The organism is Cytophagaceae bacterium ABcell3 (assembly GCA_030913385.1).
Lineage (GTDB): Bacteria > Bacteroidota > Bacteroidia > Cytophagales > Cytophagaceae > ABcell3.
Map to the genome: position 1 here is coordinate 4,825,137 of CP133159.1, position 21,364 is coordinate 4,846,500.

The 21,364-nt window shown below is 36.5% G+C and carries 17 protein-coding genes and 2 tRNA genes; 1 reads left to right on the plus strand and 18 read right to left on the minus strand.

What is annotated here, in order from left to right:
• Nucleotides 1-1,723: 1,723 nt before the first annotated feature.
• From RCC89_19850 to RCC89_19925, 16 genes are all read right to left on the minus strand, one after another.
• Nucleotides 1,724-2,683 (minus strand): hypothetical protein, encoded by a 960-nt coding sequence (locus RCC89_19850; GenBank protein ID WMJ75395.1) that lies wholly within the window; start codon nucleotides 2,681-2,683, stop codon nucleotides 1,724-1,726.
• Nucleotides 2,684-2,844: 161 nt separating this feature from the next.
• Entirely contained in the window at nucleotides 2,845-3,348 is a 504-nt protein-coding gene (locus RCC89_19855; GenBank protein ID WMJ75396.1) for a hypothetical protein, read from the minus strand.
• 778 nt (nucleotides 3,349-4,126) lie between these two features.
• Nucleotides 4,127-4,630, minus strand: coding sequence for a hypothetical protein (locus RCC89_19860; protein WMJ75397.1), 504 nt, complete (start codon nucleotides 4,628-4,630; stop codon nucleotides 4,127-4,129).
• A gap of 239 nt (nucleotides 4,631-4,869) precedes the next feature.
• Nucleotides 4,870-5,508, minus strand: coding sequence for a hypothetical protein (locus tag RCC89_19865; protein ID WMJ75398.1), 639 nt, complete (start codon nucleotides 5,506-5,508; stop codon nucleotides 4,870-4,872).
• Nucleotides 5,509-5,666: 158 nt separating this feature from the next.
• Nucleotides 5,667-6,077 carry a nuclear transport factor 2 family protein gene (locus tag RCC89_19870; GenBank protein ID WMJ75399.1) on the minus strand — a complete coding sequence of 137 codons (411 nt, stop codon included), beginning with the start codon at nucleotides 6,075-6,077 and terminating at the stop codon, nucleotides 5,667-5,669.
• A 4-nt stretch (nucleotides 6,078-6,081) separates the two neighbouring features.
• Nucleotides 6,082-6,606: a TetR/AcrR family transcriptional regulator gene (locus tag RCC89_19875; protein WMJ75400.1), complete on the minus strand. Its 525-nt coding sequence runs from the start codon at nucleotides 6,604-6,606 to the stop codon at nucleotides 6,082-6,084.
• Nucleotides 6,607-8,504: 1,898 nt separating this feature from the next.
• Nucleotides 8,505-9,755: a group II intron reverse transcriptase/maturase gene (gene ltrA / locus RCC89_19880; GenBank protein ID WMJ75401.1), complete on the minus strand. Its 1,251-nt coding sequence runs from the start codon at nucleotides 9,753-9,755 to the stop codon at nucleotides 8,505-8,507.
• A 205-nt stretch (nucleotides 9,756-9,960) separates the two neighbouring features.
• On the minus strand, nucleotides 9,961-10,146 hold the full coding sequence (locus tag RCC89_19885; protein ID WMJ75402.1) for a hypothetical protein: 186 nt from the start codon (nucleotides 10,144-10,146) through the stop codon (nucleotides 9,961-9,963).
• 299 nt (nucleotides 10,147-10,445) lie between these two features.
• Nucleotides 10,446-11,021 (minus strand): hypothetical protein, encoded by a 576-nt coding sequence (locus RCC89_19890; protein WMJ75403.1) that lies wholly within the window; start codon nucleotides 11,019-11,021, stop codon nucleotides 10,446-10,448.
• 156 nt (nucleotides 11,022-11,177) lie between these two features.
• Nucleotides 11,178-12,086: an SDR family oxidoreductase gene (locus RCC89_19895; GenBank protein ID WMJ75404.1), complete on the minus strand. Its 909-nt coding sequence runs from the start codon at nucleotides 12,084-12,086 to the stop codon at nucleotides 11,178-11,180.
• Between the two features lie 29 nt (nucleotides 12,087-12,115).
• A complete protein-coding gene (locus RCC89_19900; GenBank protein WMJ75405.1) occupies nucleotides 12,116-13,075 on the minus strand; it encodes a DNA adenine methylase in 960 nt (319 codons plus the stop codon).
• Nucleotides 13,060-14,415, minus strand: coding sequence for a ParB N-terminal domain-containing protein (locus RCC89_19905; protein ID WMJ75406.1), 1,356 nt, complete (start codon nucleotides 14,413-14,415; stop codon nucleotides 13,060-13,062). Before RCC89_19905 ends, RCC89_19900 begins: the two co-directional genes overlap by 16 nt.
• Before the next feature lie 5 nt (nucleotides 14,416-14,420).
• Complete coding sequence (locus RCC89_19910) at nucleotides 14,421-15,044, minus strand: hypothetical protein (GenBank protein ID WMJ75407.1); 624 nt, start codon at nucleotides 15,042-15,044, stop codon at nucleotides 14,421-14,423.
• A 162-nt stretch (nucleotides 15,045-15,206) separates the two neighbouring features.
• On the minus strand, nucleotides 15,207-15,893 hold the full coding sequence (locus RCC89_19915) for a hypothetical protein (GenBank protein WMJ75408.1): 687 nt from the start codon (nucleotides 15,891-15,893) through the stop codon (nucleotides 15,207-15,209).
• A 55-nt stretch (nucleotides 15,894-15,948) separates the two neighbouring features.
• Nucleotides 15,949-16,042 (minus strand) — tRNA-OTHER (locus RCC89_19920).
• Between the two features lie 686 nt (nucleotides 16,043-16,728).
• Complete coding sequence (locus tag RCC89_19925) at nucleotides 16,729-18,207, minus strand: tyrosine-type recombinase/integrase (protein WMJ75409.1); 1,479 nt, start codon at nucleotides 18,205-18,207, stop codon at nucleotides 16,729-16,731.
• A gap of 107 nt (nucleotides 18,208-18,314) precedes the next feature.
• Between RCC89_19925 and RCC89_19930 the strand changes: the two genes are divergently transcribed.
• Nucleotides 18,315-18,695: a hypothetical protein gene (locus RCC89_19930; protein WMJ75410.1), complete on the plus strand. Its 381-nt coding sequence runs from the start codon at nucleotides 18,315-18,317 to the stop codon at nucleotides 18,693-18,695.
• A 1,099-nt stretch (nucleotides 18,696-19,794) separates the two neighbouring features.
• On the opposite strand, the gene dinD is transcribed toward RCC89_19930, so the two are convergent.
• Nucleotides 19,795-20,637 (minus strand): DNA damage-inducible protein D, encoded by an 843-nt coding sequence (gene dinD / locus RCC89_19935; protein ID WMJ75411.1) that lies wholly within the window; start codon nucleotides 20,635-20,637, stop codon nucleotides 19,795-19,797.
• Nucleotides 20,638-21,158: 521 nt separating this feature from the next.
• Nucleotides 21,159-21,232: transfer RNA gene (locus tag RCC89_19940), tRNA-Arg, on the minus strand.
• Nucleotides 21,233-21,364: the final 132 nt, after the last annotated feature.

Sequence of the window (21,364 nt, forward strand, 5' to 3'; positions counted from 1 at the left end):
CTCTTCAGCTGGTGGCTACCGGTGTTTTAACAGCTTTCTTTCCGGTTGGTTAATACCTGACGGCATGAGCATCTTCGAATCACAGCTTTTGCGGTTCTGTTTAGTTACTCTTGTTCAACCTCTTATCTTTACAAACAAGAACCCGTTCGGGGCAGGCAGTTAAACGAAGAACAGGTATTAGGTTTAAGCCATTCGCCTGTTAAAAAGATATCTCTTTATTTTTTAACTTTTAACAGCTTTCCTATTGGCGGTGCAGTATCATATTAATGAGCAGCTGCGTTTTGCCGCGACGGAAGAAAATCCGTTCCGGCGCCGTAACTATAAGTTAGTAAAGGAATCGTATTTTATCCTGCGACAGCTTACCAACTTGCCCCCGTTATTGGAACATGGTTTTATAGCAGATATGGTTGAGATTCGTAATCTATAGCCCCCAACGTCAGGCTATGAGAGGCCGCAGTTTATGTACGCCAACCTCGAAGCCTTGTAAAGCTTAAATATAACGAATAACAGAGAAATATCAACGATTACCTGCGGTCTCTTATAGCTATTGTTGGGGGCTGTAGTATATTGATAAAGCTCTTCAGCTGGTGGCTACCGGTGTTTTAACAGCTTTCTTTCCGGTTGGTTAATACCTGACGGCATGAGCATCTTCGAATCACAGCTTTTGCGGTTCTGTTTAGTTACTCTTGTTCAACCTCTTATCTTTACAAACAAGAACCCGTTCGGGGCAGGCAGTTAAACGAAGAACAGGTATTAGGTTTAAGCCATTCGCCTGTTAAAAAGATATCTCTTTATTTTTTAACTTTTAACAGCTTTCCTATTGGCGGTGCAGTATCATATTAATGAGCAGCTGCGTTTTGCCGCGACGAAAGAAAATCCGTTCCGGCGCCGTAACTATAAGTTAGTAAAGGAATCGTATTTTATCCTGCGATAGCTTACCAACCTGCCCCTTTTTAGGAACATGGTTTTATAGCAGATATGCCTGAGATTCGCAATCTATAGCCCCCAACGTCAGGCTATGAGAGGCCGCAGTTTATGTACGCCAACCTCGAAGCCTTGTAAAGCTTAAATATAACGAATAACAGAGAAATATCAACGATTACCTGCGGTCTCTTATAGCTATTGTTGGGGGCTGTAGTATATTGACAAAGCTCTTCAGCTGGTGGCTATCGGTGTTTTAACAGCTTTCTTTCCGGTTGGTTAACACCTGACGGCAAGAGCATCTTAGAATCACAGCTTTTGTGGTTCTGTTTAGTCAACTCTTATTCAATCTCTTATCTTCACATACCAAAAACCCGTTCAGGTTAGATAGTTAAAGAAAGTATAGATATTAGGTTTAAGCCATTCTCCTGTTAAAAAGATATCTCTTTATTTTTTAACTTTTAACAGCTTTCCTGTTGGCGGTGCAGTATCATATTAATGAGCAGCTGCGTTTTGCCGCGACGAAAGAAAATCCGTTCCGGCGCCGTAACTATAAGTTAGTAAAGGAATCGTATTTTATCCTGCGATAGCTTACCAACCTGCCCCTTTTTAGGAACATGGTTTTATAGCAGATATGCCTGAGATTCGCAATCTATAGCCGCCAACGTTTATATATGCCTTCGGAGGGGGATTTTATAGCAGTTCAATATCCACCGATGCCGAAGCAAGATATTGAGAAACAACCTGACTAACAACGCTTACCCCCTCTGAGGCATATATGCTGTTATGTGGCGTTTTCATTCTATTTCAAGCTATCCATAATTATGAATGGCACGATTACAAAACTTAAAAACAATATTACTGTATAAACCCCATCCCAAAAAGTTGGAGGTGGTCTGTCAATCACTGGCTCTCTATTTAAAAGAGATTTAAAAATAAACCTCGTTGGCTTTTGAACAATTAATAATGCTATTGGGCATAGTGCCCCTAAGTCAATAATTCCATCTTTTAAATTCAATTCTTGATTTATTAGAATTGAATAGGACAAAAAAGCTATAGATAATAACAAACAGTATGCATAATATTTGTTTGATTGCAACATTTTATAATCACCAAAAAACCATACCCCTAAACCCAAACCAATAAAGAATGTGAATTTAATAAATACTTTCTGGTCGTAAAAACAAGTAAATGCACTGATTAGCATTAGGCCAAGTACAATAACGGAAATTAATTTGAATCGCTTATCTATGTAACTTTTATTAGTTTCTAATTTCTTCTTAGCAAATTCTTTCTGATTGATTTTCAATATTTCAGGATTTTCAAATGAAAGATTTACCGGAAATACGAAAACTCTACTTTCTAATGCTTTTAATATTTTACCACCAAAGTCAACTTTATAGCTATTGTTCTCATTAGTAACAACAAAAACATTATCATAATCTTTATCAGACTGGGAAATATAAACTAATAATCTCCTGCCTTTCAACAAATTATCATCTTTGCCTACTGTAAAACCCTCAACATCAATTTTATAATCAACACCTTCAGGATATTTAAGGTAGTTTATGAGATAATAGAATTTGTCATTATCAAGTCGTTCATCTGCTTGTATCATATGATTACCACGACCATTCTTAAACAATTTAAAAGTCAAACCGTCCTCAAGGTCATTTGAATAAAGGTCAATCCATTGCTTTAACGCTCTCTTTACGTCGTTGTAAGCACCACCTTTTATAATTATTAAATTGTCAACTGTCACTTGATTGGGTTATTTTTAATTCCACATAACGTTGATATATGCCTTCGGTGGTGGATTTTAAAGTAGTTCACTATCCGCCGGCAGAGAAGAAAGATAATGAGAAACAGCCTGACTTGCAACGCCCGCCACCACTGAGGCATATATGCTGTTAGCAAACGTTTTTACTCATTTCTCCACCGTGGACCTCCTCTGCAAACTATTCTATAAATAACTCTTTTTAAAATCACCTCTTTATTCCTTTTGTCATAATAGATTTTTAAAATTTCTCCTTTTGACTTAGAACCTTTCTTTTTTATCTTAATTTTAGATACTTCTTTTAAATCATTTTTATAGATAATTTGGGCTTTATTATTTTCAATTAATTTATAAATTTCATTATATCTTAAGCATGATGCTTCATAAGAAAGTCTTTTTTCGTCCAGATATAAATTCAAATTTATGCCGTCCATTTTTACATTTCCATCATCACTTTTTTTACTTCTATAATTAATTTCATTTTTAATTTCAAGAATTCTCGTTTCTCTATAATTTTTTCTGACTAAGTCATAAAAAGAATTCGTATCTGTTTTTATCAAATGCTTCTCTGTTTCAAAGATTAAAGTATATCCTAATCCATCGAGAGAACTAAACAATACTAATACAAAAAATAAAAAGGCATACTTCATTTTTTTAAATGTTTGCTAACGTCAGGCTATGAGAGGCCGCAGTTTATGTACGCCACCCTCGAAGCCTTGTAAAGCTTAAATATAACGAATAACAGAGAAATATCAACGATTACCTGCGGTCTCTTATAGCTATTGTTGGGGGCTGTAGTATATTGACAAAGCTCTTCTGCTGGTGGCTATCGGTGTTTTAACAGCTTTCTTTCCGGTTGGTTAACACCTGACGGCAAGAGCATCTTAGAATCACAGCTTTTGTGGTTCTGTTTAGTTAACTCTTATCTTCACATACCAAAAACCCGTTCAGGTTAGATAGTTAAAGAAAGTATAGATATTAGGTTTAAGCCATTCTCCTGTTAAAAAGATATCTCTTTATTTTTTAACTTTTAACAGCTTTCCTGTTGGCGGTGCAGTATCATATTAATGAGCAGCTGCGTTTTGCCGCGACGAAAGAAAATCCGTTCCGGCGCCGTAACTATAAGTTAGTAAAGGAATCGTATTTTATCCTGCGATAGCTTACCAACCTGCCCCTTTTTAGGAACATGGTTTTATAGCAGATATGCCTGAGATTCGCAATCTATAGCCCCCAACGTTGATATATACCTTCGGAGGGGGATTTCAAAGCAGTGCACTATCCGCCGATGCCGAAGTAAGATAATGAGAAACAGTCAGACTAACAACGCCCACCCCCTCTGAGGTATATATGCTGTTGGGCGCTGGGCTTTCTTTATTCAATAGCTTGATTAATCATTTTTCACTCAACATATCTTATTCTCTATCTCTGCTAATTCAATAAATTTTTAGAGTACATTGTATTTGTATATCCTCCATTAAAGTAAATAGCCAAAGAGCAGATATTATCCTTTTTTTCATAATCCTTAATATTCGACCGTCCATCACTTCCCTCTCTATCGGAGTTTTTGACAAACCCTGCTTTCTCGATTTCTTGAATTCGATTAGTTACTTCGTCTCCTTTAAGTCTTTTCGTTCCTATCTGAATAGCTCTAATCAATCCTTTTTCATCAACTATTAGAGTTAGAGAATAACTATTTAGAGATAAATTTTCCGCCTTAAGTTTCTTCCCTGTAACTTTAGTAAGTTGGGTGGCCATTTCATCACCTGCATTTTTTATCTCTCCAGATGTTACTGACTTAAATCCCTTGTTTTTAATGATTGTTATGACATCATTTTTATTGTTCCCTAAATAGGACTCCATTTCTTTTATTGATAAATTTTGACCAAAAACATTTGAAGATAAAAACACAAAATATAGAATTAGGTATTTCATATTAACACTTTTGAAAATTATATTATTTATTTTATAATAATCCTTTTATAAAATCCGATTAAAATTAATGATTAAAACGTTGATGAAGCATTCTTTGCCTTGCGCCCAACGTAACGGGTATGAGCAGGCGGGCGTTTGCCTGGCAGTCCGTATCCGCCGTAATATAAAGTTTGCTTAAGGTGTTAATGTTTCTACTCCTACATTCCGCCCGCTTGCTTATACCTAATGTTATGAAACGTTTATTTTTTTTTCCACCCCCAAAGTCGACCTGTTTTAGGTTTTCCATTATTATTTTTATTCATATCATTCTTTAATTCCTCTGCAAAATCTAGAATTGCAGGATAGTTTTTGTCCCCTGACGCTTTTCTAAATTCTGCTAAAACATAATGGTTTTCCTCTGGCTTAACTAGGTATGTAAATTGTTCTTTTAAAATCTCTCGGTCTGCAACATTATGTCTATATGCAGTTAGTATACTTTCTAAAGTATTAAGGTAAGTAATAATTTCCCATCGAAGTTTAGATGAATTCTCATAATCAATTGAAATCTTTGAATTAGCTGCAGTAGGTTCTGATTCAAATATAACTTTAAAATACTTTTTATTGCTTTCCGAATCTTCTATTTCAAAGGTCTCTTGCTTATTTAGCTTAATGCATTGTTGTTGGTCAAATGTTTCCACTAATTTTCTAGCTGTAGATGATTTACTATTTAGTGATTTAGTCCAATCTTTGATTAAATCCACAGCTTTAGAATTTCTTTTATTTTCATGATCTTGTTCAAAGGTAGATTTCAATATCCATAAACGGTAAACAATTAATGGGAAACCAATTATTGCGATTATATCCCTAATCAAGGCTATGTTTTCTTTTGTGAACTCCATTTTACTTATTTAATGTTTCATAACGTTGATATATACCTTCGGAGGGGAGGGGTATAGCAGTTCAGTATCCGCCGATGCCGAAGTAAGGTAATGAAAAACAGCCTAACTTACAACGCCCACCCCCTCTGAGGTATATATGCTGTTACCTGCAGGCCTTTCTACAAATATCTTTCAGACTCATTGATTTCAAGGTCGTTTATACTTGCATACCTTTTTTTCATTAGTCCATTCTCATCAAATTCCCAATTTTCGTTCCCATAGGCTCTGAAGTATTTACCATCTTTGTTTTGATATTCATATTCAAATCTAACCGCAATTCTATTTTCTGAATGTGACCAATACTCTTTTTTGAGCTTATAATTTAATTCCTTTTTCCATTTATCAGCTAAGAATTTTACAATTTCTTTTCTACCATTGACAAATGTATTTCGGTTTCTCCATTCGCTGTCAATAGTATATGCTAATGAAACTTTTTCTGGATTCTGTGAATTCCAAGCATCTTCAGCCATTTGAATTTTCAGTTTTGCAGTTTCCAGGGTGAAAGGTGGGAGCGGATGTTTTTGTTCCATTTTTTTAAATTAAATTGTTTACTATCGATTTTGATTTATTTACGATTTCATTTGATTTAAATAGTTGACTTTCTATAATAGAACTTTCAAATAGAAGGTAAATATGTGTTGCCAATAATTCATCTTCGACTAATAGTTCAAAAAAAATCCTTAAATCATTTTTGTGAGTTTGGATAACTGTAAGAATACTTTCTTGTTCTTTTGATATTTCAGATAAAATATTCAAGAAACTACAACCTCTAAAGTTCTCTTTATTGTTCATATGTATTATGAAATCAAATGCAGATAAAATTTTTTCTTTCAATTTTTTAGATTTTAAAGTAAAATTTGAAAGTTCATTAAACCAATATTTATGTCTTCTATTAAGATACTCAACACATAAATCATCTTTAGATTTAAAATGTTGGTAAAAACTAGCTTTTGCTACATTTGCTTCACTTATAATTTGGTTAATTCCTGTACTGTTATAACCTTGTTGATGAAATAATAGGGAAGCTTGTTCTAATATTCTTTCTTTCGGAAAACTCATATTTACCTAATTGTTCAACAAAGGTATAAAACATCAAACGAACAGACAAGTCTGTCTATGTTTTATTTTAAAAAATTGTAATATAATTTTGGTATGGCTGTTTAAATCGGCTTGCAGGTAACGTCAGGCTATGAGAGGCCGCAGTTTATGTACGCCACCCTCGAAGCCTTGTAAAGCTTAAATATAACGAATAACAGAGAAATATCAACGATTACCTGCGGTCTCTTATAGCTATTGTTGGGGGCTGTAGTATATTGACAAAGCTCTTCTGCTGGTGGCTATCGGTGTTTTAACAGCTTTCTTTCCGGTTGGTTAACACCTGACGGCAAGAGCATCTTAGAATCACAGCTTTTGTGGTTCTGTTTAGTTAACTCTTATCTTCACATACCAAAAACCCGTTCAGGTTAGATAGTTAAAGAAAGTATAGATATTAGGTTTAAGCCATTCTCCTGTTAAAAAGATATCTCTTTATTTTTTAACTTTTAACAGCTTTCCTGTTGGCGGTGCAGTATCATATTAATGAGCAGCTGCGTTTTGCCGCGACGAAAGAAAATCCGTTCCGGCGCCGTAACTATAAGTTAGTAAAGGAATCGTATTTTATCCTGCGATAGCTTACCAACCTGCCCCTTTTTAGGAACATGGTTTTATAGCAGATATGCCTGAGATTCGCAATCTATAGCCCCCAACGTCAGGCTATGAGAGGCCGCAGTTTATGTACGCCAACCTCGAAGCCTTGTAAAGCTTAAATATAACGAATAACAGAGAAATATCAACGATTACCTGCGGTCTCTTATAGCTATTGTTGGGGGCTGTAGTATATTGACAAAGCTCTTCAGCTGGTGGCTATCGGTGTTTTAACAGCTTTCTTTCCGGTTGGTTAACACCTGACGGCAAGAGCATCTTAGAATCACAGCTTTTGTGGTTCTGTTTAGTCAACTCTTATTCAATCTCTTATCTTCACATACCAAAAACCCGTTCAGGTTAGATAGTTAAAGAAAGTATAGATATTAGGTTTAAGCCATTCTCCTGTTAAAAAGATATCTCTTTATTTTTTAACTTTTAACAGCTTTCCTGTTGGCGGTGCAGTATCATATTAATGAGCAGCTGCGTTTTGCCGCGACGAAAGAAAATCCGTTCCGGCGCCGTAACTATAAGTTAGTAAAGGAATCGTATTTTATCCTGCGATAGCTTACCAACCTGCCCCTTTTTAGGAACATGGTTTTATAGCAGATATGCCTGAGATTCGCAATCTATAGCCCCCAACGTCGGTGTATTACACGTGGGGCCTTTTTAAGCTAGTTTAGTATCCCCCGCGACAAAAGACAAGATAGTGAGAAACAGCCTGACTTACAAGCCTCCCGCCCCATGTGTAATACACACTGTTGGGCAAAGTTTGATTTTTCCCCGTTAAGATGAGAAGTGCTTTCAGCTTTATGCCGTTAAAATATTAAGAAGCAGACCCATTTTCTTTTAAATTTTAAAATCTTTTTATTTTTTATTCCTATTAATATTTATTTTCCTTTTAGTTAATTATCAGTATTTAACGAGCAGAAAAATTATTACTTACCTGGACAGCATTGACAAACCTCCAATGAATTAAAAATTAAATTTGCTACTAAAAGCGGGTTTGTTTTGGGGCATGAGCATTCAGATAGATAATGCTAGATCTGGAAAAAATTCAACCGAATAGTAAAGAATTAATTCCTAAAAAAATTCCGGTGAATTAAAGACAGTTAAAAAATCTACTTTTTCCGGAAAGAAGTCGTCATTTTTTTTCCAAATTTTGCCCAACGTGAGCAGTCGAGTAGGCAAGGGGAATTTCACCCCAAGCCTCTCACAGAACCGTACTTGATAGTCTCCCATCATACGGCTCTTGTTATACAATCTTAAGCGTTAGCCTATTTAAATCCTAATTGCCAATGGTAAAATAGATTAGGAAATTGCTCTCTAATCTGCTCAAGCCAATTGTAGGCCTTTTTCAGGCTTGTTTTATAACGCTTGTACCTTTTCCTTGCCCACCGGACAATCCTCTGTGACAGTATACGAAATACCGGATGAAGTGCTGACTTCCGATATTTGCCATAATAGTTTACCCAACCCCTTATAAAGGGATTTAAGTATCCTGCTATTCCGACAATGCAGTGGAAACTCAGCTTTTCAAAATCCAACGCTTCCAATTTATCTGCAATTCGCTTCTTTGACTTTATACTGATAGCACAGTCATAACCTACGAACAGTTTCCCCGCTTCTTTCGAACTTGTGGTTCGTGGTTGAAAAGAGAAACCTAAAAAGTCAAACTTTACAACAGGGAATTTTTCTGTTCTTCGATAGTCGCGACAGTAGACAAGTTTGGTCTTTTCTGGATGAAGTTCTAGTTTACACTCCTCCATACGGTACTGAAGAGACCTTAGAACATATTCTGCATGAGGCTTTGAACGACAGTGAAGTATGGCATCATCGGCATATCTGACATATTTCACTGAAGGGTGGTTGCGGTCAAGCCATTTATCCATACCATAATGAAGAAACAGGTTTGCCAGTAACGGGCTGATAACACCTCCTTGTGGCGTGCCTTTTCCTTGCTTTTCAATCAGGGAACCTGATTTACTTTGCACGGGGGCTTTTAACCACCTCTCGATATATAGCAGGCACCATTTTTCCGGCACATGCTTCTTTACTGCCAGTAATAACTTGGAATGGTCTATATTGTCAAAGAATCCTTTGATATCAAGGTCTATTACCCAGTCAGACCTTTTACAGTTTAATCGAACAGCTTGTAATGCATGGTGTGCACTCTTGCTTGGACGATAACCATATGAGTCGGGACTGAAGACCTCTTCGAACCTTGGTTCCAGATATTCCTTGATTACCATTTGAGCTACCCTGTCACTTATGGTGGGGATTCCCAGCTTCCGCAATTTACCGTCGTCTTTTGGTATTTCTACCTCTTTAACTGGTGGGGGGAAGTAGCTTCCTGAAGCCAGCCGGTTCCAAAGTTTGTACAGGTATTTTGACCTATCGGCATCAAATTCTTCCATGCTGACAGAGTCTATACCTGCCTTCCCTTTGTTGGCTTTGACTTTCTTATAAGCTCCCCAAACCATTTGACGGCTTATGGGTACTGATTTTGTCTCATTCCATAAAATCATCCTCTTTCGGAGTTGTTAAATGTAATTGACTGTATAACCTAACCCCTTCGCTCCACTCCCATTACAGGAGCTTCATCACTACTACGAGTTAGTCCGCCCCTGCATAATGCACCGGTATTTTGCCTTTAGGTTGTTCCTATTGTGCATTTCCCTTTGAGGGCTGGAACTGTCCCCAGCCTCAACACTATGCAGGTTCCCAAGTTCCTTAATTGAGCCTGAATAAAGTCATGCCGCCTGAATGACGCCCATCGTTCAGCCAGTAGACAGGTTTCCGCTGAACTCTTAACTGCATAGCATACTCTACAGCTTTTGATGGAATGTGGCTGGTTCTCGACACCTCATCAGCGGTTACGGTTAGTTCATCTCTTTTATTCTTACCTGTAGTACTCATGGTACTACTTTTCCTGAACGCTCAGCACCATAGCTCTTTACTACAGCACCTTCAGGTGGTTTGGAACCCTCTCCTGTAAGACGATTCCGGTGGGCCAACCTTACAAACGGTCTCCACCATCTCAATTAAAGCATGCAGTGTGTTTAATGCCGACACTGCTTCTTGGCACACTATGGCATGGCCAGCAGATTTTAAAGCAGTTAACTATCCACCGAAACAAAAAACAGATAAAGCTCTGAAGTATCGGATTCTATAGAACCTGCTGGTCTGCTATATGCATTGTTGTGGTACGTTTTTTATTATTTTTCAGGTATTTTTCCCGTTTTTTTACTGCTGTTAATTGTCACATTTTTTAAAATTTGGTAATGTTCTTCCATTGAAGTATCAAATTTATACCTCAAGGTAAAACAGCAATCACAAGAACAAAATCCACCATAAGATGTATAAATTAAATTTAATGTATCACTACCAATTACTTCGGCTTCTCCAAGGAAATTGTGACAACAGTTTGCCACAACCGTCACATCAATTATCAAATCATCCTTATCTCTAATAATATTATTAAATATTGGATAGTTATTAAATGTATCTGGTTTTCCTGAATTATCACACTCATTTAATATTTCCAAGTTAATTGGAGAAAGTCCATTGTTCAGAAGTTTAATCATTTTTTCTGAATAGGGAAGAAATGTTGTTCCTGCAAGTACTTGCTTAGTACTTCTTCCACCGGGGATATATAAAGTATCTATTTCAAATTCACTATCTGACACACTTCTTTTTACGAAAACTGTATCTAAATTTGAGTTTTGACCGAAAACAGAGTTTGCTTGCAAAACAACAGTCAAAAGAATTACTATAACAGATGTCTTATTCATTTTAAATGTACCACAACGTTTCTCAGCTATACACAGGCAGGGATTATAACCACTGAACTTCCTGCGAAGAGCTGAACTTTAAATTTACCACTTTCCTGTCCTACGAAGTACGAAACCCCTGCTTGTGTATAGATGATGTTATAGGGCGTTTTTCTTTTATTTTCTTGGTTTCGCTTCACTTCCTGCTAAAATTCCACCGTCAATAGTTAGTTCAATTCCGGTTACATATTTACTTTCGTCACTTGCTAAATACAGAATTCCGTAAGCAACATCAATCGGGTCTCCAAAGTGTCCCATTGGAATTCCAAATTCTACATCTTCAATTATTTGTTGTCTTTGTTCTCCTTCACCAAGCATAGCGTCCCACATTGGTGTCATAATAGCTGCTGGATGAACACTGTTACATCTAATCTTATATCCTTTTTCTGCACAATGTAGGGCTACACTTTTTGTGTGATTTCTAACGGCTGCCTTGCTTGAAGCATATGCAACAGCTCCTGGAATTCCAACTACACCACTTCTTGAAGAAATATTTACAATACTTCCGCCTTTTTCCTTCATTAGTTTTATGGCATATTTACATCCAAGCATAACGCCTGTTGAGTTTACTCTGTGTACCTCTTCCCAAGATTGTAAGTCTGAGTTTTCAGCGTCCCAAGGTCCCGATGATTCTAAAAATCCTGTTATCCCTGCATTATTTACTAAAATGTCAAGGCGTCCGAATTTTTTAGTTATGTACTCGGTTGCTTTCAACCAACTTTCTTCATTTCCAACTTCCAAATTTAAATATTCAGCTTTTGTCTTTAAACCCTTAACAAGAGCATTTCCTTCTTCGTCCCTAATGTCAGAAACGATTACAATTGCTCCTTCTTTATGAAAGAGTTCAGCAGTTGCACGTCCGATTCCACGAGCCGAACCTGTTATTAATGCTATTTTGTCTTTTAGTCTCATTTTTATCTTCTTAGTGTCTTTTTTTTTAAATGCCCTATAACGTTTGAGTGTATAAGTAGTAGCGGATTTCGAAGCACTTTCCTTTCCGCTTAGCACAAGGTTTTTTAGAAGCACAGACCTTCGATTTACCACTTAACCCGCTATTACTTATACACTTTGTTGGGCACAGTATTCTTCCTTTTTTCAATCCAATTGGCCTTTAAACCAAGTAAGTCAATCTTTTTTATTTCAATCTTATTTGTCGGGTTATGGATTTCAGGTACTATTAAATTATGTGAGTAAATCATTATTTCTGTTCCTTTTGAAGCATTAGCTGCGTGGTAATTCAGCTCGTACGTTCTTTGTAGGAAAGGTTGATAAAGATTTCTGATATTCACGTCATTGTCATACGAAACTAGCCAAAATCTATTTTTTAGCTTTGAGATTATTTGAGAAATCTGTTGATGGTCTGCGTGCTCGTAAAAGTTGATATAAAGGTCTTTTCCTTTGTTGTAATAAGGTGGGTCAAAATAAAAAAGAGTCTTGTCGGGCAGTTCCTTATCCAATCTATTCGTTAAATCAACCGCATCTAAGTTGTATAAGGCAATTCTATTTTTGTAACGGCTTATTTTCTTTATTCGCTGGATTAAATCGTCTTTATTAAATCTTGCGTCAATTTTCCAATCACCGGTTTGATTTTTACCGCCAATTACTCCTGCTTTTAAGATTCCTGACCTATTAGTTCTGTTTAGGAAAAAAGTTGAAAACCCAATTTCAAGGTTATTGTAGTTATTAGGGGCTTGCTGTATTTCCTTCTGCTTTTCCCAATTCTTTATTGTAATATCAGTTTCAATTATTTTTTCGCAAAGTTCGTCTGTTTGGTTTAATACGCTGTCCCAAAATGCATAAATTCGAAAGTCATAATCATTAATATGGATTTTTTGGACGTATTCGTTGAATAGCAATGAAAGAGCAACGGACGCACCACCCGCATATGGTTCAACATAGTGGCCATCTGTCAATAGGTTATATTCAATAAGTAATTGAACGTAATGCGACAGTTTTCCTTTTCCGCCTGGGTAACGAAGGGGCGAATAATAATTTGTGTTTAAATTAATTCCCATAGTTTTACAAAAAATATTTCTAAGTTATCCCAATTCTTTTTCAACTGTTCAGCATCTGGATTGAAGTCTTTGTTATGTACAAAGGCATTGAATGTGTCAATTGAAAAAATACTGTCTTTCATTGTAGAAGCAGTATATGCACCTTTTAATTTGTTTTTATCAAGCACTCCTTTACTTTCTAAGTCTGATGCTACGGATTTTAGTTTATGACTTAATTTACTATTCTCGTTAACTCCTGTAATTGGATTTTTTTCTATGTAACTATCCATCGACAATTCAATGAACACACGAAAAGCAATGGCACCTGAGTTTTCAAAATCCCTTAAATCAAGGTCTTTGAGTTCGTGGTAAATTTTATTAACTCTAGGCTGACTAATAGGAATTATTGTGCTTTTAGGAATAATTGTGTGCCGTTTAGAAATCAACGGATTACTTTTTTTGCCTTTTGGCTTGTCTTTTTTGGGGTCAGCTTTCTTTGGTCTAGTTGTGCTAATCAATTCCCAATTTCCTGATAGTTCCTGAGTTTTGTCAGGCAGGTCTGTTTTCTTAAAAGTTTCAAGATAGTTGAGACGGTCGTCTTTATAGTAAATGTCTTTAACTGTAAAATCTTTTCTCAATAAATCATTTGCGGCTTTGCTTAAAGGTTTTGCTACTTCTGATGGTTCATATCTAGTAATGACCTTGCCATCTTTGATATCAATTCCTGCAACTCTTCTAAAGTCAGGGTCGGTAACCAAACGTTGAAGTGAAGAAGATTTTACTTTGCTTAAATTCTTTTTAAGTTCAGAGTCAACGGAATCTTCTTTTTGCAAAAAATCAATTACTTGTAGTGCATAACTTGAAGTTCCTTTAACTCGCTCATCGTAACGGGCTTTTTGTTGAGCATCCCAAACAACAGTTCCAACTCCATCGTTTTGGCCTGTATGCTTTAATTCAATCCAATGCTCTGCTTCCTTTTCTTCATCAAAAAGTATACAAGGCACCTTTTCAATAGGTGATTTTGAGTATTGTTCAGATAGCTTTTTGAACTTATTTAAAAGGGACTTATTCGTTTCAGGAATTAGGTCGGGATTTTCAAGCAGCTTTAGTGCAGTAACTCTTCGATTACCTTCTAATACATTATATTGATTTGGCTGTTTTTCGTGTTTTGTTACAAAAATTGGGTCGCCTGGGTTTAACCCTTCATTGGTAATGTCTTCAGCTAACTTGGCCAATTTTTCTCCTTGGTCTTCAATCATTGTCTTGATTGCTTCCCTTTGATTGCCGACCATCTCAAATCTGGGATTTTCGATATTTATGTGTAAATCGGCTATGTCCAATAATGTTCGTTTATGGCTCATTTTGTTTATGACTTTAAAGCGTTAATCATTCCTGCATATTTTAAAGAATAACTGTCTCGATAATTATTTTCAAAGTTTTGAATCTCTTCGGGGTTCTCTAGATGCCAATAATAATACAGATGCTGTCTGTCGTTTCCCCTTTCTACTAAAAGCGGAATGTTTTCTATATTAAGCTGTGGTAAATTTTGCTTTACCAACCTGCATTGACCGGGCTGAATTTTTGGCTTACCCGTTTCGTTGTCTAAAAATGACTGAACGTATGCACCACCATAAATCGCATTCTTTTCAATTCCCTGAAATTCAATTTTTCCCTGATAATCAAAAGAACCGAATGAAATTGATGTCGTCAACATATAGTTCCTTTCGATCATTCTTTTGTTAATTTTCTTCACGGCATCCAAAATACTCAAAAGTTTTGTCTGGTTGTCTCCATTTCGAGAAAACAAAATTCCACAATCAGATACAAAGAATCCTTCTACATTGTCAGTTTCTCTTAGCACATTGAAGCCCGTCTGATAAAAATATTTTATGGCTTCTAGTGCAGTTGCGTCATTTTTCATTAGTTCTTTAAAACCTGAAATGTCAGTAAATGCAACAAATGTATTTCCGTTAAAGTCTGCTATTGGCATAGTGTTGTTTTATATTGTGCCCAACGTTTGTATATAGGACGGAGGGCGAATTTTACCATTCGGACTTATCCTCCGATACCAAAGTAAAGATACCCAACATTAGCCTGATTTACAACCAACACGCCCTCTGGCTTATATACATTGTTAGCGGATGTAATTTTTTCACAGTTCATTAATTTTGTGTGTCTTATCTGGTTTTAAAATTTCAAGAATGTAAGTCGTAAACGTCATATTAATAACATCATTTTTTGGAAATCTGTGAGCAGGTCTGCATCGAATTTTCGAGTATATCTTAAAGTTGGGATACTTTTTTGCCTTCTCATTGATATAACTTTTTGTTGAATCATCAAGCTTGAATAAGTCAAAAATTAAATAGGTGGAGTTTGCTTTTGCTATTTCATTTTTCTTCTCTGAATTCTTATCATAGCAGATATCAAATTCTTCGAGTAGAATATTTATTTTCTTATTGAAACCGGCAAGTATAAAATAACACTTTATGTCTTGGTGATATATGTCAAGATTTTGAAGTCGAATTAAGTCCCAAATAACAGAACCCAAAGAAATTATTGAATTGCCAATCCACTTTGACTCAAATGCAAATTTCCACTTTGATTTTTCATCCATCAAAACAAAGTCAACCTGAAGCGGTCGTCCTTGACCATCATTAGTACATGGATGATTTATTTCAGTTAGGGTCTTATATTCTGCTATACTATTTAAAATTTGACCAACAGGATAGGATAAGTACTTTTCATTAAATAAATAGCCCCTGAAGCAGTTGAACTCAAACAAAAGCCAACCTGACACACCTTCGCTTATCTTTCTTTGTATATTCTTTAAGTTACTCATAATCTAAAAAAAAGACTGACCCCGCTTAGAGTCAGTCTATAACAAGGAGCTTTAGTGTCTCAAGCAGGACTCGAACCTACAAATGATGGTTAAAAGTCTTTGCTCCTTGTTTAAATGCCGCCATGTTTTGCCCGTTAAACTATTGAGACATCTAAAAATATTTTTCCTAAATATATGCATTTTTCTCTTTTGAGCTCTTGTTGGCACTCTATTTATTTTTATATCCGCTAACGTCAGGCTATGAGAGGCCGCAGTTTATGTACGCCAACCTCGAAGCCTTGTAAAGCTTAAATATAACGAATAACAGAGAAATATCAACGATTACCTGCGGTCTCTTATAGCTATTGTTGGGGGCTGTAGTATATTGACAAAGCTCTTCAGCTGGTGGCTATCGGTGTTTTAACAGCTTTCTTTCCGGTTGGTTAACACCTGACGGCAAGAGCATTTTAGAATCACAGCTTTTGTGGTTCTGTTTAGTCAACTCTTATTCAATCTCTTATCTTCACATACCAAAAACCCGTTCAGGTTAGATAGTTAAAGAAAGTATAGATATTAGGTTTAAGCTATTCTCCTGTTAAAAAGATATCTCTTTATTTTTTAACTTTTAACAGCTTTCCTGTTGGCGGTGCAGTATCATATTAATGAGCAGCTGCGTTTTGCCGCGACGAAAGAAAATCCGTTTCGGCGCCGTAACTATAAGTTAGTAAAGGAATCGTATTTTATCCTGCGATAGCTTACCAACCTGCCCCTTTTTAGGAACATGGTTTTATAGCAGATATGCCTGAGATTCGCAATCTATAGCCCCCAACTTGCGGATAGGCGCATGTTATTGCGCCTATTTCCCTTTTGGTTTCCTTTTAGTCTTCAATATATGCTTTAAGTTCGATAAATTCAAATCATCTGCCGGACTTTTTATGCCTTTAATGTACCTTGTACTTACGTGGGTGTATAGCTCAGTTGTTTTACTACTATTGTGACCCAATAATTCTTGGATGTACCTTATATCTGTTCCATTTTCTAACAGATGGGTGGCAAATGAGTGTCTCAACCAATGCAAGGTAGCATCTTGAGGAAGCCCTGCGTCCAGGCAGGCGTTTTTAAAGACCGATTGTAGGCTCTTTTTTGAATATTGTCCTCCAAATTGCCCTTCAAAAAGATAGTGTGATGGTTTGTAGGCTTTATAGTAAGCTCTAAGCAGATCCAGGTTTTGCTTAGAAAGTAAAGTAATACGATCTTTTGCTCCTTTGCCCTTTTCTATCATCAGATACCCTTGTTCTTTATTTATGTCACAGATTTTTAGGTTTAGCAACTCACCTGCCCGCAAACCGGAAGCATATACCAGCGTAAGCATACAAAGATGTTTTATATTCTTACACTTGGAAAGAATCCTCTGTATCTCTTCTTTAGAAAATGTTTTCGGTAATCTGATTTCTTTTTGTGGCCGGGTTACGGCCAAACATACATCTGTTCTTTTCAGAACTTCTCTATAATAAAAATTGATGGCGTTAATCATCACATGAACACTAGATGTTCCATACTTCCTAACTGTACTACAAGCTAATACATAGCTGTTTATTTCTTCAAAGTGCAGGTCGTCGACTTTTTTGCTTTTATTTTGCCAGTAAAAACAAAACCTGTAAAAGTTATTATAGTAAGAACTAATGGTTTTATCGCTATAATTTCTGGCCTTCAATGTTTTAAGATAGTCCTCAGGAATATGTATCCGATCTTTGTACGATTGAGTCCAAAATTGCTCTTTAAGTATTAGACTTTGTATGGACATATTCTGGTGTATGAAAAAATAAACCGTTCCTTGCACACACCTTAGCAGGCGGTAAAGTAGTTTTTCGTCCGCAAGCATATATAATGCACTCATCTTCCGATGATACTTAACAAAATCAATGTTTTTTAAGTACTTCTTTAACTCCATAATTCGCTCTGAGGTTAACATATACATAAGCTGCCCCTCAATTTCAGCTTTTCTTACAGTCGCTTTAAAAAAAGGTCGAATGGTGGGTATCTCAAAGTATTCGTCTCTGATACAAGAGCCATCATGTTGATTTGCTTTGCTAACAGCCTCTTTTTTCAAATACACCCTATCTAAAACTATTCTATTTCCAAAATTAAGTTCTATAGAGTCCGGGTAAAGCTCATCTGCAGGAGAAATAAGGCACTTTAAATCATGATTATAGGCTATGCCGTCTAAAGAAAGGATTTCTTTAAAAAGTTTTACATCTCTTTTAAAATGGTAAGTATAGTACGGATGCCCATTTAGAATAACCTTGTTTTGTTTAATCGTAGTCCTGGTAAACATAATCTTCTTATTTTTTGATTAGAATATGAATATCAGGACTTTTACTTGACTATTCGTGTTATTATCCGTATATATACGTTTATATTCGTATCTATACGTATAATAATATGGAAGATAAAGTTTGTCTGCAGTGTAATCAAAAATTTACAGGGAGATTTGATAAAAAGTTTTGTACAGATCAATGCAGGGCATCATACCACAACAGCGAAAGACGCAACCACGAAAAAACCATTGTTGAGACTAACCAAGTACTCAGAAGAAACAGAACGATCCTCAAAAAATTAAATCCTATTGGAAAAACTACTGTACGAATCCAGCATTTGAAAGAATATGACTTTGACTTCGGCTTTTTTACTAATATTTACAAAACCTCTTCAGGAAACATCTACTACTGCTGCTATGAATATGCTTATATGCTCCTTGAGGGCAAAGAAAAGGCTGTAATCATCAACCGCCAAAACTACATGAACAACTGGACACCGGTATAAAAAATGGCTAGGCAAAAAAGCTTTACAAAGGTTTCTAAGGGAACCTTGTATTGTCTGAATCGGGACTTTCTTCCTGGCACCCTGGTGTAGCGAAGGTACTGCCAGACAACACCTCTTACCTTTAGATAGGGCTCAGACTGACCGCATTCGCCCATAAGCAAACAGATGCTTCGTGCCTCAGCATGACAACTATTCTCCTGTTATTCCTTTAGGAATCTTTTCATGTCATGGGAGGAGGAAAAAGCTCTTTTACTACTGAGGTTAAAAGTAGCAGAAAAATTAACTTCAGCCTTTACCGAGGCCAACCAGCTTAATCCTTCTTTACTGCTAGAGTCAAACAAGTTCCTCAGGAGGGCGATGTTGTTTAGAATCCCGAAAAGGGAAATGGTATCACTTTTTCACCTATTAAAGTGTTTCCTATTGCGCCCCTTCGGTGCTTTAGGTAGGTTGTTGTCTAGCACAATGGGCTGTTACCCATTGTTTTATATTTCGCACCGTTGGTGCTAATTGCCTATAAATACAAGATGCGTTTTTTTGCTGTAGACCCTAGATGTTGCCCGTCATTTATTAACGGAAATGCTGGGTATACTCCTATGTCGGAAGCTTGTTGGTGAAAACACCAACAAGTGGGGGGAGTTTCTCCGGAGGGTGAGGTTGTTTAGAATCCCGAAAAGGGAAATGGTATCACTTTTTCACCTATTAAAGTGTTTCCTATTGCGCCCCTTTGGGGCTTTAGGCAGGTTGTGGTCTAGCACAATGGACTGTTACCCATTGTTTTATATTTCGCACCGTTGGTGCTAATTGCCTATAAATACAAGATGCGTTTTTTTGCTGTAGACCCTAGATGTTGCCCGTCATTTATAAATTGAAATGCTGGGGGTACTCCTATGTCGGAAGCATGTTGGTGAAAACACCAACAAGTGGGGATGGAAGTATTACGAAAATCTCCATTAGAGATTTTTAGCGATGGGCCGGCCTGTAAAGAGACCTCCTGGTAGCCTCGGGATACGGTGGTGTGAGAGACCTGCCTGCTGGCAAAGACAGGGTCGCACTCTGCCAGTTTTCTAGCTGGCAAAGCCGTCTACTCATTGGGGTGTCGTTATTTTTTATCCTTTTTTATGTCTTTTAAAATCTTCTTCTCCGTGCTATCTATTCTTCTTTGAACTTTCTTTACATCTTCTGAAGGGAGGAGATTTTCAGGTTTTACTCCACGTTTTAAAAGCATTTTACGGATTTCCTTATTATTATCAATATGTTCTTTGCTGATTGCTTGATCGCCTGACAAGTCTTTGTCCACGACATTATGGCTTGTCAATTCAGTAGCAAAATCTTTTGCCTTTATCATTAGAGTTGGAAGAAAATCAGCAAGTGGTCTGTTTGTTGGGACACCAAGTTTGTTTTTCATAAATTGAGTTGATTTGCCACCGTATAAAGCTTGGTCTCCCTTAGAGCGAATTATTGCGAAACTTCTATTGTCAACCCCCCTTTCATAAATAATTCCTGAAAGTTTCTTTTCTGATTTAGAGAGCTTCTCACGAGCATTTACTCGAGCAATGTCAAGAAGCCTTTGCTCGATCAACTCCTGTTTTCTGGTTTGAACAGCAAAATAGGTTTGCGCAAAGGCTATTTCTGGTTTAGAGGCGTCACCATTTTGTGCAACTAAATAGCAAGCATACCTTGTCAAAGCCACGTCTTGAACTTCTCTATGTCCACCTTTTCCAATTTCTATCATTTTGGTGACACCAACGAAATGATCCGATTCCTTTTCCCCTGAGTTCTCACAAGACTTAACCGCTTTCTGTATTGTATTTGTAAAATTTCGCCAATCTGAATAGCCTAAAATTTCTTGTAACTCTCTGCCACTCCAACATTCAAGCCCGTCAAGATCGTAACAGGCGTCTTCAAATTTTTCAAATAATTCAGTGATTAATTCTTTCTTCATGCTGTAAATTTAGTTCGTTTTAATGCACGTCAACGAATGATTATGCATCCCAAAAAATTCAGGATACATCTACTTTATAATTTTTTTATTCAAAAACAGCAAATAGCTGACATTCAACAATAAATTCCTTTTTAACATTTATAAATGCTTGCTAACGCTAAATACAGATATTAAATTATCTAAAAAAAACCGTAGTTTCAAAGGGTTTATTTGATTATCCAAAATATTGTTAGGTGTGGCACACTCATCAAGCCTTACAAGTACATCAATCCAATTGATAGTAGCAAAAGACACGAAGTGAAGCTGGAGATGATCATGAAATACCTACTCCCTGTCCATTAGCTAAAAAATGTTAACCAAAAGTATACCCGAAAAAAAACATAGCACAAGCTACAAGCTTGCATCATTTTAGGCCGAAGATACGCTAATGCTAATTTTTGACAGGCAGCCAGTTGGTGAAAACACCAACAAGTGGAAGCATAAAAAAAGCGTTTAGAGATTACCCTAAACGCTTTTTCTTGTGCACTCGTAGGGAGTCGAACCCCAAACCTTCTGATCCGTAGTCAGATGCTCTATCCAATTGAGCTACGAGTGCTAATATCTACCTTCCCTTCATTCAACTAGGTTGCAAATTAAATACTTTATTATGTATTTTAAAAGCAAAATGGGATTTTTTACCAAATTAAACATTTGCCGAAGTTTCAGGTTCTATACAGTAAGTTTTTTC

Bases quoted from the DNA above. Each gene is read 5' to 3' on its own strand.
- RCC89_19885 (WMJ75402.1), bottom strand. From the start codon at position 10,146: ATGAGTACTACAGGTAAGAATAAAAGAGATGAACTAACCGTAACCGCT.
- RCC89_19860 (WMJ75397.1), bottom strand. From the start codon at position 4,630: ATGAAATACCTAATTCTATATTTTGTGTTTTTATCTTCAAATGTTTTT.
- RCC89_19910 (WMJ75407.1), bottom strand. From the start codon at position 15,044: ATGCCAATAGCAGACTTTAACGGAAATACATTTGTTGCATTTACTGAC.
- RCC89_19875 (WMJ75400.1), bottom strand. From the start codon at position 6,606: ATGAGTTTTCCGAAAGAAAGAATATTAGAACAAGCTTCCCTATTATTT.
- RCC89_19930 (WMJ75410.1), top strand. From the start codon at position 18,315: ATGGAAGATAAAGTTTGTCTGCAGTGTAATCAAAAATTTACAGGGAGA.
- RCC89_19890 (WMJ75403.1), bottom strand. From the start codon at position 11,021: ATGAATAAGACATCTGTTATAGTAATTCTTTTGACTGTTGTTTTGCAA.
- RCC89_19900 (WMJ75405.1), bottom strand. From the start codon at position 13,075: ATGGGAATTAATTTAAACACAAATTATTATTCGCCCCTTCGTTACCCA.
- dinD (WMJ75411.1), bottom strand. From the start codon at position 20,637: ATGAAGAAAGAATTAATCACTGAATTATTTGAAAAATTTGAAGACGCC.
- RCC89_19870 (WMJ75399.1), bottom strand. From the start codon at position 6,077: ATGGAACAAAAACATCCGCTCCCACCTTTCACCCTGGAAACTGCAAAA.
- RCC89_19915 (WMJ75408.1), bottom strand. From the start codon at position 15,893: ATGAGTAACTTAAAGAATATACAAAGAAAGATAAGCGAAGGTGTGTCA.
- RCC89_19865 (WMJ75398.1), bottom strand. From the start codon at position 5,508: ATGGAGTTCACAAAAGAAAACATAGCCTTGATTAGGGATATAATCGCA.
- RCC89_19905 (WMJ75406.1), bottom strand. From the start codon at position 14,415: ATGAGCCATAAACGAACATTATTGGACATAGCCGATTTACACATAAAT.
- RCC89_19925 (WMJ75409.1), bottom strand. From the start codon at position 18,207: ATGTTTACCAGGACTACGATTAAACAAAACAAGGTTATTCTAAATGGG.
- RCC89_19855 (WMJ75396.1), bottom strand. From the start codon at position 3,348: ATGAAGTATGCCTTTTTATTTTTTGTATTAGTATTGTTTAGTTCTCTC.
- ltrA (WMJ75401.1), bottom strand. From the start codon at position 9,755: ATGATTTTATGGAATGAGACAAAATCAGTACCCATAAGCCGTCAAATG.